We start from the raw sequence: 12,987 nt of genomic DNA on the forward strand, positions 1-12,987 counted from the left end.
ATGCCGAGCTCACAGCAGGACTCGCGACTCGGTGTCGTTGGGACGGATCTGCAGCTTGCGGCCAGTGCCCTGGCGGAACATGTCCAGAGCCTGCGAGTAGTCGTCGAGGGTGAAGGAGTGGCTGATCATGGCCTTGGCGTTGATGGCCCCGGCCTCGAACATCTGCACAGCACGGCCGAACGAGTTCAGCACGGCCATGGTGCCGACGATGGAGATCTCGTCGCGGTACACGCGGAACGGGGAGTACTGGGCCGTCCGATCGGCGGGCGCGACGCCGAAGTCCTGGAAGAAGCCGGCCGGCTTGACGTGGGTCAGCGCATCCTCGATGGCACGGATGTTGCCAGTGCAGTCGATCACGACGTCCCACTTCTCACGATCCGCGTCGTCCGCGCTGGTGTAGCGCAGTTCGATGCCGCACTCCTCGGCGGTCTTCAGCCGTTCCTCGTTGAGGTCGACGATGGTGACGGACGCGGCACCGGCGCGGGTCGCGAGCTGAGCCATCAGCAGGCCCATGGTCCCGGCGCCGTACACCAGCACGTGGTCGCCGATGCGCCGGGGGAGGACGTCCCACCCGCGGATGGCGCAGGCCAGCGGCTCGATGAGCGCGGCCTCGTTGATGTCGGTCTCCGGGCGCAGCTTGTAGACGTTGCTGGCGGGGGCGACGAAGTACTCCTGGGAGGCGCCGTCGGAGGCCACCACGCCCAGTCCGTTCCAGAACCGGCACAGGTTCTGGTGACCGTTCAGGCAGAACTCGCACTCGCCGCAGGTGGTCGAGGGGTTCACAGCCACGTGGTCTCCGACTTGGAAGTCGAACACGCCGCTGTTCACGTCCTCGCCGAGGGCGACGATCGTGCCGGTGGCCTCGTGGCCGGGCACCAGCGGGAACACGGTTCCCTCAAACTCGCCGTCGAACACGTGCGTGTCCGTGCCGCAGATCCCGACGGCAGCCGTCTTGATGAGGATCTCCTTGTAGCCGGGTGTCGGCTTGGGCCGCTCCTCGAGGGCCAGCTCTCCCTGTGCTGTGAAAACAATTGCGCGCATCTTTGCTCCGTTTGCACCGTGGTCGGTCGGCGACGTCGTCGTCGATCGGACAGATCCCTCGGGCGAGGGATTTTGTTATCTTCTCAGTGATCTCGTTTTTAGTTCACGAGAAAGCTAACATATGAACATCACACGAGATTTGTCAACACCCAGGGTGAGGAGCGCGACGATGCCGGCTGATCTTCCGGAAACGATGCGGGCCAATGTGCTCGTGCGGGCAGGTGTGCTGGAGCTGCAGGAGCGACCTGTGCCGCGTCCCGCGCCGGACGAGGTGCTGGTGAGAGTGGATGCCGTCGGCGTCTGCGGCTCCGATGTGCACTTCTTCCACGAGGGCAGGCTGGGCGACTGGGAGGTCGTCGAGCCGCTGGTCCTCGGGCACGAGTCCGCCGGGCTCATCGTCGCCGTGGGTTCGGCGGTGGATGCCGGTCGCGTCGGTCAGCGCGTGTCGATCGAGCCGCAGCATCCGTCGACGACTTCGCGGGAGACGCTGCGCGGCGACTACAACCTCGACCCGGACATGCGCTTCTACGCGGTGCCTGGGACCGATGGCGCGTTCCAGGAGTACGTGACGATCCAGTCGCACTTCGCTCATCGTGTGCCGGATGCCGTCAGCGACGTGGCCGCGGCGCTGATGGAGCCGCTGTCGGTCGCGGTCGCGACCATCCGCAAAGCGGACATCTCGCTGGGCGACCGGGTGCTGATCACGGGCGCGGGACCCATCGGCATGGCGTGCGCCCAGGTGGCGCACGCAGCGGGAGCAGCCGAGATCGTCGTCACGGATCTCAGCGAGACGAGGCGGCGCAATGCGCTGCGCTTCGGCACGACCCACGTGCTGGACCCGCGGACCGACGGGGACAGCCTGCCCGGGCTGCAGGTGGATGCGTTCATCGACGCCTCCGGTGCGGGTGCGGCCGTGCGCAGCGGGATCGAGGCCGTGGCACCGGGCGGGCGGGTCGTGCTGGTCGGCATGGGCGCCACGGATCTGGAGCTGCCCATCACGCGCATCCAGAACCGCGAACTGCTGCTGACGGGTGTCTTCCGCTACGCCAACACGTGGCCTGCGGCCATCGCGCTGGCGGTGACCGGCCGAGTGGATCTCGACGGCATGCGCACCGGATCCTTCGTGCTGGCCGACGCGCAGGCGGCACTGGAATCGACGGCCGACGAGTCGACCATCAAGTCGGTCGTGCTGCCGCAGGAGTGATGTCGCATGCGCTTCGGAATCGCACTGTGCGGGCCGGGCGGGTGAGTGCTCGCGCGTCGTAGGCTGACGTCATGGTGACCAGGCGAGGGCGGGGGCGACCCCCGGGGGAGTCGGATGCACGCGCCCGCATCGCGGCGGCGGCGGTGACCGAGTTCGGCGAGCACGGCTACGACGGCGCGACCGTGCGGGGCATCGCCGCGCGGGCTGGCGTGGATGCCGCCCTCGTGCACCACTACTTCGGTGCCAAGGCCGACCTGTTCGCGGAGATCACCGAGCTCCCGCTGCGTCCCGACCAGGAGGTGCCCCTCATTCTGCAGGGCCCGCGCGAGCAGGCCGGGGAGCGCATCGTGCGCTTCGTGCTGGAGTCGTTCGAGCGGCCGGCGGTGCGCAAGCGCGGGGTGATCATGCTGCGCACAGCCGTCAGCGGCAAACTGACCGCGCCGCTGGTGACGGGGTTCCTCTCCCGTGAGCTTCTGCCGCGGATAGCGGCCGAGCTGGACGCGCCGGATGCCGAGCTGCGGGCGTCCCTGGTGGCCTCGCAGATCGCGGGGCTGCTCATCACCCGGTACGTCGTGGAGCTTCCGGCCATGGCGGATGCCGACATCGACGACCTCGTGGCGCGCATCGCGCCGACCCTGCAGCGGTACCTGTTCGACTAGGTGTCGGCCTCGCGCAGCGCTCCGCAGCATCCGCCGTCCGCGGGGTCGCGCCCCCGCAGCATCCGCTATTCGCGGGTCGCATTCTGCTGACTCGGCCTGCGTGAGGCGACCAACTGGGCCCCGCGACACTCCCGGCTGCGGCACATCCCTGTCCCGCGGGTCTCGAATTGCCGCCTCCCGCGCTCGGAGGCAGCACTATGCGACCCGCGAAACGACCGCCGCGCCCCAACCCGCCCCGAGCGCCCTTGACTCCGCATCAGCGCCGATGAATAATTCATCACATGATGAATAAGGATGCCGTGGTGATCGACGAGCTGCGGGTGCGGCGCGGTCGTCATGACGTGTTCGACGGACTGTCGCTGCGCATCCCTCGCGGGCAGGTGATCGGCCTGCTCGGGCCATCCGGCTGCGGCAAGACCACGCTCATGCGCTCCATCGTCGGGGTGCAGCGCACCCACGGCGGCACCGTCGAGGTGCTCGGCGAGCCCGCCGGTTCCCGCGCGCTGCGCAGCCGTGTCTCCTACGGCACGCAGGGGTCGGCCGTCTACACCGACCTCACGGTGCGAGAGAACCTGCGCTACTTCGCATCCGTCCTCCGTGCCCCGCGCGCCGATGTCGACCGCGTACTGACCCAGATCGGGCTCTCCAGCCACGCGAACCAACCCGTCGATGCGCTCAGCGGCGGCCAGCTGAATCGCGTGTCGCTCGGCGCCGCGCTGCTGGGCAGCCCCGAGCTGGTCGTGCTCGACGAGCCGACCGTGGGCCTGGACCCGGTCCTGCGCAGCGAGCTGTGGACGCTGTTCCGCGAGATCGCCGACGCCGGCACCACCATGCTGGTCTCCAGCCACGTGATGGACGAGGCACTGCGCTGCGACCGCCTGCTGCTCATGCGCGCCGGCCGCATCATCGCCGACACGACGCCGCGGCAGTTGCTGGCCGACACCGGTCAGACGGATGCCGAGAGCGCGTTCCTCACGCTCATCCAGCGGGACGCCGGCCACGAGACGCGTCGCTCCCGGCGGGAGGAGGAACGATGAACCGCACCTTCGCCACAGCCGGTCGCGTGCTGCAGCAGCTGCGTCACGACCCCCGCTCCATCGCGCTCATGCTCGTCGCACCGAGCCTGCTGGTGGGCCTGTTCGCCTGGCTCTTCGCCGACAAGGACGGCGTGTTCGACCAGTTCGGCGGCGCGATCCTGGCGCTGTTCCCGTTCATCGTGATGTTCCTGATCACCTCGATCACCACGCTGCGCGAGCGCCGCTCGGGCACCCTCGAGAGGCTGATGACCACCCCGCTCGGCAAGGGCGACTTCATCCTCGGCTACGCGCTGGCGTTCGGGCTGATGGCCGTTCTGCAGGCCATCATCACGGTGGCCTTCGCCGTGTACGTGTGCGGTCTGACCGTCGACGGCCCGCTGTGGCAGCTGGGTGCGGTGGCGGTGGTGGATGCCGTGCTCGGCACGGCGCTCGGCCTGCTGGCCAGCGCGTTCGCGCAGACCGAGTTCCAGGCCGTGCAGTTCATGCCGATCCTGGTGTTCCCGCAGATCATCCTCGGCGGCCTGTTCATGCCGCGAGACCAGATGCCCGACGTGCTGTACGCGATCTCCGACTGGCTGCCGCTCAGCCACGCGATCGACGCCATCCAGGCGGTCGCGAAGGGCGAAACCGGCTGGGACGTCGGCGCGCCGCTGCTGATCGTGGCGGCGTTCGCGATCGGATGCCTGGTGCTGGCGCCGCTCACACTGCGCCGCCGCACGCCGTAGTCAGCCGCGCGCAGCGCGGTTCTTGGTGTGCCGGGTGGGGACTGCCGCCCAGGGATCCTCGGGCCACGGATGCTTGGGATACCGGCCGCGCATCTCTGCGCGCACCTGCGCGTACGGACCCGACCAGAACGACGCCAGGTCGTCGGTGACGGCCAGCGGGCGACCGGCGGGGGAGAGCAGGTGGAACAGCACCGGCACCCGCCCGTCGGCCAGCCTCGGCGTCTGCGCCCAGCCGAAGCACTCCTGCAGCTTCACGGCCACGACCGGACGCGCTTCGGGATCGTCCAACGGTGGGTAGGCGATGCGGATGCGGGAACCCGTGGGCACCTCCAGGCGTTCCGGGGCGAGCTCGTCGAAGTGCGTGGCGGACGGCCACGGCAGCAGGCGGCGCAGGGCGGATGTCAGATCCAGCCGTGCCACGGGCGTGCCGGTCGCCAGGTGATCCAGCTCCGGCCCGAGCCAGGAATCGAGGTCGGTCAGCAGGCCCGCGTCGGAGACATCGGGCCAGGGATCGCCGAGTTCGCGGTGCAGCAGCGCCATCCGCCGTCGCAGCGCGTCCCCGGCATCCGTCCAGGTGAACAGGCCGAGGCCCTCGCGCTGCAGAACGCGGCGCACGGCATCCCGTCCCTCTTCGGCGGATGCGCGCACCGGCACGGATGAGCGCACGATGGCACCCACGCGGCGCTCGCGACGGGCCTGCACGCGGCCGCTCGCGAATTCGGCCTCGACACGATCGGTCATCAGATGGTTCGCCGCCTGCTCCGCCTGCGCTTCGGTGAGGGCGGCCGCGGCGCGGATCACCGCACCGGCGCCTGCCGCCGCACGGCCCTTGGCCCGGGCGACTTCTGCGACAGCCAACCATTCGGCATCCGCCAGCGACCCGCGCACGTTCGCGCGAGTGCCGGAGGCGAGTAGGAAGGTGGCACGGTCGGAAGTGCGGTCCATGCGCCGCGCGATGCGCGCCGGGAAGGCCAGGGCGATCACGAGCCCGGTGCTCTCCAGCGGACCCGATGCCGGGCGGTGAGGCTCCGGATGCTGCGAGGTGCCGGCCGCACGATCGGCGAAGCGCAGCATCCGCTCGGCGTCGCGCACCCAGCGGCGCGCTTCGGGACTGCGCTCGCCGCGCAGGGCGACCAATGCTCGTGCGACGTCGGCATCCGCGATCCGGATGTCCCCGCCCAGCAGTGCGACGACCTCGGCGGCCAGGCGGGAGCCGACCAGCGGGGCGCCGTCGCGAAGCGCCCTGGCCAGCCTCGGATCGGTGGGAATGCGCGCCAGCGCGCGGCCCTCGTCGGTCGCGCGTCCGTCGGCGTCGATGGCGCCGAGGCCGCGCAGTACGCCCAGTGCCTCGGACAGGCTGTCGGCGGGCAGCGGGTCGATGAGCCGCAGCCCCGCACCTCCCGGTGCTCCCCAGCAGGCCAGCAGCAGAGCGGCATCCGTCAGGTCTGTCGTGGCGATCTCCGGCGCGGGGCGCGCCGGAGCGGCCGCGTACGTGCGCTGGTCCACGCAGCGGATCACTGTGCCCGGGCCCTGCCTGGTGGCGCGTCCGGCGCGCTGCACCGACGAGCTGCGGGATGCTGACGACGTGACCAGGCCGCTCATGCCGCGGGTCGCGTCGCGCTGCGGATGCCGGGCCAGGCAGCTGTCCACGACCAGGCGCACGCCGGGCACCGTCAGTGATGACTCGGCCAGCGAGGTGGTCACGATGATGCGCGGGTCATCGCTCGGGCGGCGGCCGCGGATCACGGCATCCTGCTCCGCCGACGGGATCTGCCCGTGCAGCTCTCGCACGTCGAACCCGGGGACGGCGTCGTGGATGCGGCGGGCGGTCTCGGCGACCTCCCGCGCACCGGGCAGGAACACCAGTACGTCGGCGGTCGGGTCGTCGCGGTGCAGGTCACGGGCAGCGGATGCTGTGACCTGCGCCACATGGTCGAGGAACGCCCAGGTGACGCCGCGCTCGTCCAGGCGAGGAGCAGGGCTCGGCGCCCAGCGCTCTTCGAGCGGGAACGCGGGCACCTGGTGGTCGACGATGGGGGCGGAGGCATCGTCTGTGCCGATGACGGCTGCGATGCGCTCGGCGTCGAGCGTGGCCGACATCGCGATGAGCACGAGGTCGTCGCGCAGCTCGCGCACCTCGCCCAGCAGCCCGATCAGCAGGTCGGTCTCCAGGGCGCGCTCGTGCACCTCGTCGATGATCACGGCATCCACGCCGTCCAGGCCCGGGTCGGACAGCATCCGCCGCAGCAGCACTCCGGCCGTGACGAACTCGACCTCTGTGCTCGGCCCCGCCCTGCGCTCGCCGCGGACGGTGAACCCGACCCGGTCGCCGAGCGGGGAGCCGTCCAACTGCGCGAGCCGGCGCGCGGCGGCGCGGGCGGCGACCCGACGCGGCTGCGTGACGATGATCCGTCCCGATGTGCGATTGGTCAGCAGGGGAGGCACCAGCGTGGTCTTGCCCGTGCCCGGCGGGGCGCTCACGACCACGGCGGTGCTGTTGTCGAGTGCCTGCTCCAGGTCGGGGAGTGCGCCTGCGAACGACAGCCCCGCGCCGATCGCGGCGAGGTCGAAGGCGGGCATGCCTCCAGTCTGCCCGGTGCGGGCGGCATCAGTGCGGGCGGGGTGCTGCTGCGGTTGCGTTCCGGGGGCCGACACGCCAGATATCGGACGGATTCGCGGGAAACGTCCGCGATGTGGCGTGTCGGCCCCCGAAGTGTGCGCGGCGGTGTCGAGCGAGGCACGCGCGCCGAGACCCCTCGTGAATGTCGAAACCCCTCCTGGGCGACGCAGATCACGAGGGGTCTCGGCGGCCAGGAGGGGTCTCGGCAGGTGGGTGAGCGGCTACCCGGCGGCAGTGGTCTCCGCGGCGGTGGTCTCCGCGGCGGCAGCCTCCGTGGAGGCGGTGGGCTTGGACGCGCGCTTGGCGGGGGCGGACGCGGGTGTGGCATCCGCCTGTGCGACGCCGGCGCCGAAGCCGCGGCCGACAGCCTGACCCTGGATGATCGCGGCCAGGTCCAGGCCGGTCGCTGCGTTCACGCTGTCGAACACGGCGCGCATGGCCTTGGCGTTGTCCCCGCCGACGACGCTGGAGGCGCCGTCCTCGCCGGAGCCGCCGATGATGGACACGTTGCCGATGGCGCCGTAGCCCTTGGCGAACTCGGCCATGAGCGACGGCAGCACCTCGAGCACGCGCTGCGACAGGAAGGCCTCCTGGTTCGAGGCGATGGCCTTGGCCTCCGCCTCGACGGCGGCGGCGCGGGCCTCACCCTCGGCGCGGATGGCGTCGGCCTCGGCGTTGGCGCGCAGGCGGCGGGCCTCGGCCTCCGCCTCGGCCTGGGCGCGCAGGGCGTTGGCATCACCGGTGGCCTTGGCCTCGGCAGCGGCCGCCTCACCGGCGGCGCGAGCCTTGTCGGCCTCTGCCTGCTGCTCGGCGATGCGGGTGCGGGCCTCGGCCTGCTTGACCTGCTCGATGGCGGCGGCCTCGGCCGACTTCTCGCGAGTGAACAGTTCTGCCTGGGCTCGGGTCTCGGCCTCGTAGCGCTGCGCGTCGGCGACGCGCTTGACGTCGGCATCCAGCTGCGCCTGCTTGTTCTCGGCCTGCTGCTGCAGCACCGCCTGCTCGGCTTGGGCGCGGGCGAGGTACTCGGCCTGCTCGGCTTCGGCGCGAGCGCGGCCGATGCCGGCGTTGGCGTTGGCGGTGTTCGTGTCGAGCGCGGTCTGCTCGATCAGGTTCGCCTCGTCGTTGGCGATGTTCTTCTGGTTGATCGCACGGTCGGCGTTGGTCTGCGAGATCTCCGCAGCCTGGCGCTTGGCCTGGATCTCGGGAGCGCCCAGCGACTGGATGTAGCCGACCTTGTCGGTGATGCCCTTGATCTGGAAGGAGTCCAGGATCAGGCCCTGCTCGGCCAGCTCGCCGGAGATATCGGAGCTGATCTGCTCGGAGAACTTCTTGCGCTCGCGCATGAGCTCCACGACCGAGAGCTTGGCGACGATGCCGCGCAAGGCGCCCTCGAGCTGCTCGGTGGTGAACTGCTCGATGGCCTTGTCCTGCGAGGCGAAGCGCTCGGCGGCGCGGCGCACGTAGAGGGGGTCGGAGCCGATCTTCACGATCGCGACGCCGTCGACGTTCAGCGTGACGGAATCCAGCGACTGCGCCTCGGCGTTCAGCGAGACCTGGCGTGAGCGCAGCGAGATGATCTCGTGGCGCTGCGTGATCGGGTTGACCAGCGACTTGCCGTTGACGATGACCGTCACCGGCGACTCGGCGAGCTCCGAGCTGGTGCTGCCGTCGGCGTTGAGGACCGCGCGCTGCACCTTCTGCTTGCGTCCCGAGATGACCAGCGCCTCGTCGGCCCGGGCGACCTTGATCCAGCTGCGTGCGAACAGCAGCAGGATGAGTCCGATGATGATGGCGGCGACGACGGCGACGCCGACGATGATCAGGATGCCGACGATTCCGGCGATCTCCATAGAAGTGCCCTTTCCCCTCAGAAGGTGTGATTCGAGAACCACCCTGCCAGACTTCGGGGGATGCTGTGATCCGCTACAGCCCGCGCAGCTTCTGGGTCAGCGCGTACAGCGTCGCCATCTCATCGTCGTCCAGGCGCGACATCTTCTCGGCGATCGAGCGGCCGTGCCGGGTGGCCATCTGCCGGAAGGCACGGGCTCCGGCATCCGTCGCCGTGAGGAGCGCGCCGCGACCGTCTTCGGGGTCGACGGCCTTGGTGATCAGCTCGCGAGCGACCATCCGGTCGACCAGGCGCGAGACGCTGGGCTGGCTGATCAGCGAGTTGGCGGTGACGTCGCGCAGGCGGGCGGTCATCTCGCAGGAGCGGACGACGGTGAGCAGCACGTCGTACTCGGCCTCGGTGATGCCGGCTGTGCTGAAGTCGCCGGACATCTCGGCGAGCAGCTCGTGCTGGGCGCGGAACAGGCTCTCCCAGGCGCGGAGTGCGAGCTCTCGATCGGTCATGCCCTTCAGCGTAGTGTCGTGCGGCGACAACGCGGGCGCGGCGCATCTCGCGCACAAGTAAGGGCCGGTCGGAGAGGCTTCCGACCGGCCCTTGTCCCTTGCACCAAGAGTGTCCTGCAATCACATGCGGTTCATGCCACAGCAAACATTCACCGTGCGACGAGTGTATAACGGCGAGGTAACGAATGCAACGGTTTGGTCACGGAAATCATGCGCGGTGCTCCGTGTCCGTTTGTCCGTTCTCACGAAAGTTGGCGAAGTCGCGCGAAACCTGGCGGGCGTCTCACGAAAGCTGTCGCTGTGTCACGAAAGTTGGCGTGGATCGGCGTGGCTGACCGGACGCCGCTGTCCGCGGCGTAGCTTCGTCGCCATAGGTCGGGACTCTTCGGCCTCGCGGTTCTGATGATCGACAATGCGTTGCGATTGGAACAGATGGCGGACCTCGGTTGGGGCTGGTCGGTCCAAAACGACGGTCTCTCGAGCCTCGGCGCGTGGATCGAGTATCTCGCGATGGGCCAGCGCCACTTGCGCTCGCTCTCGGACATCAGCAACGTGAGCTTCTCCGACTGCGAACCGGTTCGCGAGTTCCCTCAGTGGCCAGGTAAGCGGCACTACGACGGCTCCCTCTGGATGGCGAGTACGAGGACGTCCGTCCCTTTCGAATCGCTGAACGAGAGGTCCTGCCTGATGGAACTCGACAGGCGGGGTGACGTCGAAGCCGTGTCTAGCCAGCCCTTGTGGATCAAGTGGAATGACTGAGTATTCGACCCTGTGAGCACCACTGATTATTGCGGTTGAGCACCACCGGATATCGCGGTTGAGCACCAGGCGGTATTGCCGGTGAGCACCACTGCTGTGGGATCGGCGCTCACCGGCATCGACTCAGTTCGCCGTGGCGGTGTGTTCGCGCATGTTGACCTCGCCGGTTTCGATCCAGATGGTGTTGTGGACGATGCGGTCCATGATCGCGTCTGCGTGGACTCCGCCGCCGAGTCGCTGGTGCCAGTCCTTCTTCGCGTATTGGGTGCAGAACACCGTCGACGTGGCGTCGTAGCGTCTCTCGAGCAGCTCGAGGAGCATGGTTCTGGTGTCGTCGGTCGGGGTGTCGAGCAGCCACTCATCGATCACGAGCAGGGTGAACGCGGCGTACTTGCGCAGCCACTTCTCTCTCCCCGCTGGTCGGTCCCGAGCTGCGGCCCAGGACTCTTCGAGGTCGGGCATGCGGATGTAGTGCGCCCGGTAGCGGTGCTGACAGGCCTGCTTCGCCAACGCGGACCCGAGGTAGGACTTCCCCGAGCCGGTGAAGCCTTGGAACACGACGTTCATGTGGCGGGTGATGAACTGGCAGGTGCCGAGTTGGGCGATCACGCCCCGGTCAAGGCCGCGCTGTTCGAGCATGTCGACGCGGCGGAGGTCCGCGTTGGGGTAGCGGAGCCCTGCCCGGCGGATGAGTCCGTCGACTTTCGACTGGGTGAACGCGGCGTGGGCGTCGTCGACGGCGAGTTTGATCCGCTCCTCGAACACCATCCCCAAGGTGAGGGTGGCGTCTTGGATCTCGAGGGCGTCGACGAGTGAGGCCACGCCCATCTCCCGCAGCTTGCGCTTCGTCTCCGTATCGAGCCGGCTCATCGGGTGCCTGCCGCGTAGTAGTCGGCGCCGCGGACGTAGCCTGCGGGCTCTGGGGCTGTTGCGGGGGTTGTCCAGGCGTCACGGCTGGCGGGGTTGTCTTGTCTGGTGTCGAGGATGGGGCGCAGGTGCGCGTAGCGCGGCGACCGGACGCGGGCCAGCGCGATCCCTGCGGCGGCTTCGACTCGTGCTGAGGAGTACCGGCGTGTCATGCGGAGCACGGCGAGGGCTGCGTCCAGGCCTTGCTCGTCGACGGGCACGGACTCGAAGATCCGGTTCACGACTGTCGTGGTGTTCTCCCCGATCCTCGCTGCCCATTCCCGGACTCGTGGGGCGTCCCACTGCCGATACTGGGGGCCGTCGGGCAGGTCACTGTCGTGGGTGCGGTACTCGTTCACGACCCCGACCGGCACGAGCAGATGACTGGTCAGCCGCTGATCGTCGGCGAACACCTCGAGCGTCGTGTCCGTGACGCGCAGGTCGACGCTGCGGCCGATGTTCACGTAGGGGACGGAGTAGAAGTTCTTCTCGAACACCACATGCCCGTTCTTCTGAACCCGCCGCCCGTAGACCCACCGGGAGATCTCGAACGCAACCGTCGGCAGCGGCCGAAGCAGCGGCTTCTCTTCACTCTCGAACACGCTCTGCCTGGACCCGGCGCGTTTCTGGAACGGCTCGGCGTTGAACGCTCTCATCCGCTCGTAGATGGCGGCTCGTAACTCCGGCAGCGTCGCGAACGACTGGTTCCGGAGGGCGGCGATCACCCAGGTCGCGATGTTGCCGACGGTGTTCTCGACGCTGGCCTTGTCCTTCGGCTTGCGCACCCGCCCCGGTAGCACCGCGGCAGAGTAGTGCGCCGCGAGCTCCCGATACGCGTCGTTGAGGACTACCTCACCCTCCGCCGGATGCTTGATCACCCCGGTCTTGAGGTTGTCCGGGACGATCCGGGGCACGGAGCCGCCGAACCAGCCGAACATGCTCACGTGCGCGCGCAGCCAAGTGTCCTGCTTCATGTCCAGCGTCGGCTCGACGAACCCGAACCTCGAGAACGGCAACGCCGCGACGAACAAACACACCCGCGTCACCTGCCCGGTGACCGGATCCGTGAGTTGCATCGTCTTGCCCGACCAGTCCACCTCGACCGACTGCCCCGCCTTGTGACCGACCCGCGACGCCGCCCCGGTGACCAGGACGTGGTGCTGGTAGGTCTTGCAGAACCTGTCGTAGCCCATCGCGGTCTCGCCCTTGGTGCGGCAGGCGTCGACGTACTCGCCGTGCAGCAGCTTCAACGTCACCCCGACCTTCGCGAGCTCCTTGTGGACGTGGTCCCAGTCCGGCTGCGCGTGAACACTCTCGTGCTCACCGCGCCCTGGGAACAGGCGTGAATACACCTCCGCGTCATCGAGATCGGCGACAGCGTCGTAGTCAATACCCTCCCGGTCGGCGGCGTCGAACACCGCGACCACCGAGTGCCGCGACATGCCCTGCGCCTCGATCCGCCGCGCCGAGAACCCCTCCGCGCGAAGCCGGAGCACCAGCTTCGCCTTGATCCTGCGTACCATCCGAATTACTCCTTCTGCCGCGTGATCAGCCACGCGGCAGAAGGAGCCTACGAAGGTGGTGCTGAAGCCGAATATCCGGTGGTGCTCAACGACGAGAACACGTTGCTCAGCGAGCGGTGCTCAACCGCAATACCGATGGTGCTCAGAAACGCTAATACTCA

General features: G+C 68.9%; 11 protein-coding genes. 5 read left to right on the forward strand and 6 right to left on the reverse strand.

Annotation, left to right across the window (positions count from 1 at the left end; genetic code table 11):
• Positions 1-9: 9 nt before the first annotated feature.
• On the reverse strand, positions 10-1,041 hold the full coding sequence (locus tag Q0568_RS00275) for a zinc-dependent alcohol dehydrogenase family protein (RefSeq protein WP_298860380.1): 1,032 nt from the start codon (positions 1,039-1,041) through the stop codon (positions 10-12).
• Between the two features lie 169 nt (positions 1,042-1,210).
• Between Q0568_RS00275 and Q0568_RS00280 the strand changes: the two genes are divergently transcribed.
• The 4 genes from Q0568_RS00280 (at position 1,211) to Q0568_RS00295 (ending at position 4,666) form a co-directional block, all read left to right on the forward strand.
• A complete protein-coding gene (locus Q0568_RS00280; RefSeq protein WP_298860382.1) occupies positions 1,211-2,245 on the forward strand; it encodes an NAD(P)-dependent alcohol dehydrogenase in 1,035 nt (344 codons plus the stop codon).
• 71 nt (positions 2,246-2,316) lie between these two features.
• On the forward strand, positions 2,317-2,904 hold the full coding sequence (locus Q0568_RS00285; RefSeq protein ID WP_298860385.1) for a TetR family transcriptional regulator: 588 nt from the start codon (positions 2,317-2,319) through the stop codon (positions 2,902-2,904).
• A 284-nt stretch (positions 2,905-3,188) separates the two neighbouring features.
• Positions 3,189-3,941 (forward strand): ABC transporter ATP-binding protein, encoded by a 753-nt coding sequence (locus Q0568_RS00290; RefSeq protein WP_298860410.1) that lies wholly within the window; start codon positions 3,189-3,191, stop codon positions 3,939-3,941.
• Positions 3,938-4,666 (forward strand): ABC transporter permease, encoded by a 729-nt coding sequence (locus tag Q0568_RS00295; protein ID WP_298860388.1) that lies wholly within the window; start codon positions 3,938-3,940, stop codon positions 4,664-4,666. Before Q0568_RS00290 ends, Q0568_RS00295 begins: the two co-directional genes overlap by 4 nt.
• On the opposite strand, the gene hrpB is transcribed toward Q0568_RS00295, so the two are convergent.
• The 3 genes from hrpB to Q0568_RS00310 all read right to left on the reverse strand — a co-directional run bounded on the left by hrpB (position 4,667) and on the right by Q0568_RS00310 (position 9,638).
• Positions 4,667-7,246, reverse strand: a complete 2,580-nt coding sequence (hrpB, locus tag Q0568_RS00300) for an ATP-dependent helicase HrpB (RefSeq protein ID WP_298860391.1) — start codon at positions 7,244-7,246, stop codon at positions 4,667-4,669.
• 261 nt (positions 7,247-7,507) lie between these two features.
• Positions 7,508-9,136 (reverse strand): SPFH domain-containing protein, encoded by a 1,629-nt coding sequence (locus tag Q0568_RS00305; RefSeq protein WP_298860395.1) that lies wholly within the window; start codon positions 9,134-9,136, stop codon positions 7,508-7,510.
• Between the two features lie 73 nt (positions 9,137-9,209).
• Positions 9,210-9,638, reverse strand: a complete 429-nt coding sequence (locus Q0568_RS00310; protein ID WP_298860398.1) for a MarR family transcriptional regulator — start codon at positions 9,636-9,638, stop codon at positions 9,210-9,212.
• A gap of 402 nt (positions 9,639-10,040) precedes the next feature.
• On the opposite strand from Q0568_RS00310, the gene Q0568_RS00315 reads away from it, so the two are divergent.
• Positions 10,041-10,397, forward strand: coding sequence for a hypothetical protein (locus Q0568_RS00315; protein WP_298860401.1), 357 nt, complete (start codon positions 10,041-10,043; stop codon positions 10,395-10,397).
• A 123-nt stretch (positions 10,398-10,520) separates the two neighbouring features.
• Here the strand turns inward: Q0568_RS00315 and Q0568_RS00320 are convergent, their stop codons facing one another.
• Positions 10,521-11,267 carry an ATP-binding protein gene (locus tag Q0568_RS00320; RefSeq protein WP_298860404.1) on the reverse strand — a complete coding sequence of 249 codons (747 nt, stop codon included), beginning with the start codon at positions 11,265-11,267 and terminating at the stop codon, positions 10,521-10,523.
• On the reverse strand, positions 11,264-12,826 hold the full coding sequence (gene istA, locus Q0568_RS00325) for an IS21 family transposase (RefSeq protein ID WP_298860407.1): 1,563 nt from the start codon (positions 12,824-12,826) through the stop codon (positions 11,264-11,266). The genes Q0568_RS00320 and istA overlap by 4 nt, the downstream gene beginning before the upstream one ends.
• Positions 12,827-12,987: the final 161 nt, after the last annotated feature.

Source organism: uncultured Microbacterium sp. (assembly GCF_937927635.1).
In the GTDB taxonomy this organism is placed as follows: Bacteria; Actinomycetota; Actinomycetes; order Actinomycetales; family Microbacteriaceae; genus Microbacterium.

Bases quoted from the DNA above. Each gene is read 5' to 3' on its own strand.
- Q0568_RS00275 (WP_298860380.1), bottom strand. From the start codon at position 1,041: ATGCGCGCAATTGTTTTCACAGCACAGGGAGAGCTGGCCCTCGAGGAG.
- Q0568_RS00280 (WP_298860382.1), top strand. From the start codon at position 1,211: ATGCCGGCTGATCTTCCGGAAACGATGCGGGCCAATGTGCTCGTGCGG.
- Q0568_RS00285 (WP_298860385.1), top strand. From the start codon at position 2,317: ATGGTGACCAGGCGAGGGCGGGGGCGACCCCCGGGGGAGTCGGATGCA.
- Q0568_RS00290 (WP_298860410.1), top strand. From the start codon at position 3,189: ATGAATAAGGATGCCGTGGTGATCGACGAGCTGCGGGTGCGGCGCGGT.
- Q0568_RS00295 (WP_298860388.1), top strand. From the start codon at position 3,938: ATGAACCGCACCTTCGCCACAGCCGGTCGCGTGCTGCAGCAGCTGCGT.
- hrpB (WP_298860391.1), bottom strand. From the start codon at position 7,246: ATGCCCGCCTTCGACCTCGCCGCGATCGGCGCGGGGCTGTCGTTCGCA.
- Q0568_RS00305 (WP_298860395.1), bottom strand. From the start codon at position 9,136: ATGGAGATCGCCGGAATCGTCGGCATCCTGATCATCGTCGGCGTCGCC.
- Q0568_RS00310 (WP_298860398.1), bottom strand. From the start codon at position 9,638: ATGACCGATCGAGAGCTCGCACTCCGCGCCTGGGAGAGCCTGTTCCGC.
- Q0568_RS00315 (WP_298860401.1), top strand. From the start codon at position 10,041: ATGATCGACAATGCGTTGCGATTGGAACAGATGGCGGACCTCGGTTGG.
- Q0568_RS00320 (WP_298860404.1), bottom strand. From the start codon at position 11,267: ATGAGCCGGCTCGATACGGAGACGAAGCGCAAGCTGCGGGAGATGGGC.
- istA (WP_298860407.1), bottom strand. From the start codon at position 12,826: ATGGTACGCAGGATCAAGGCGAAGCTGGTGCTCCGGCTTCGCGCGGAG.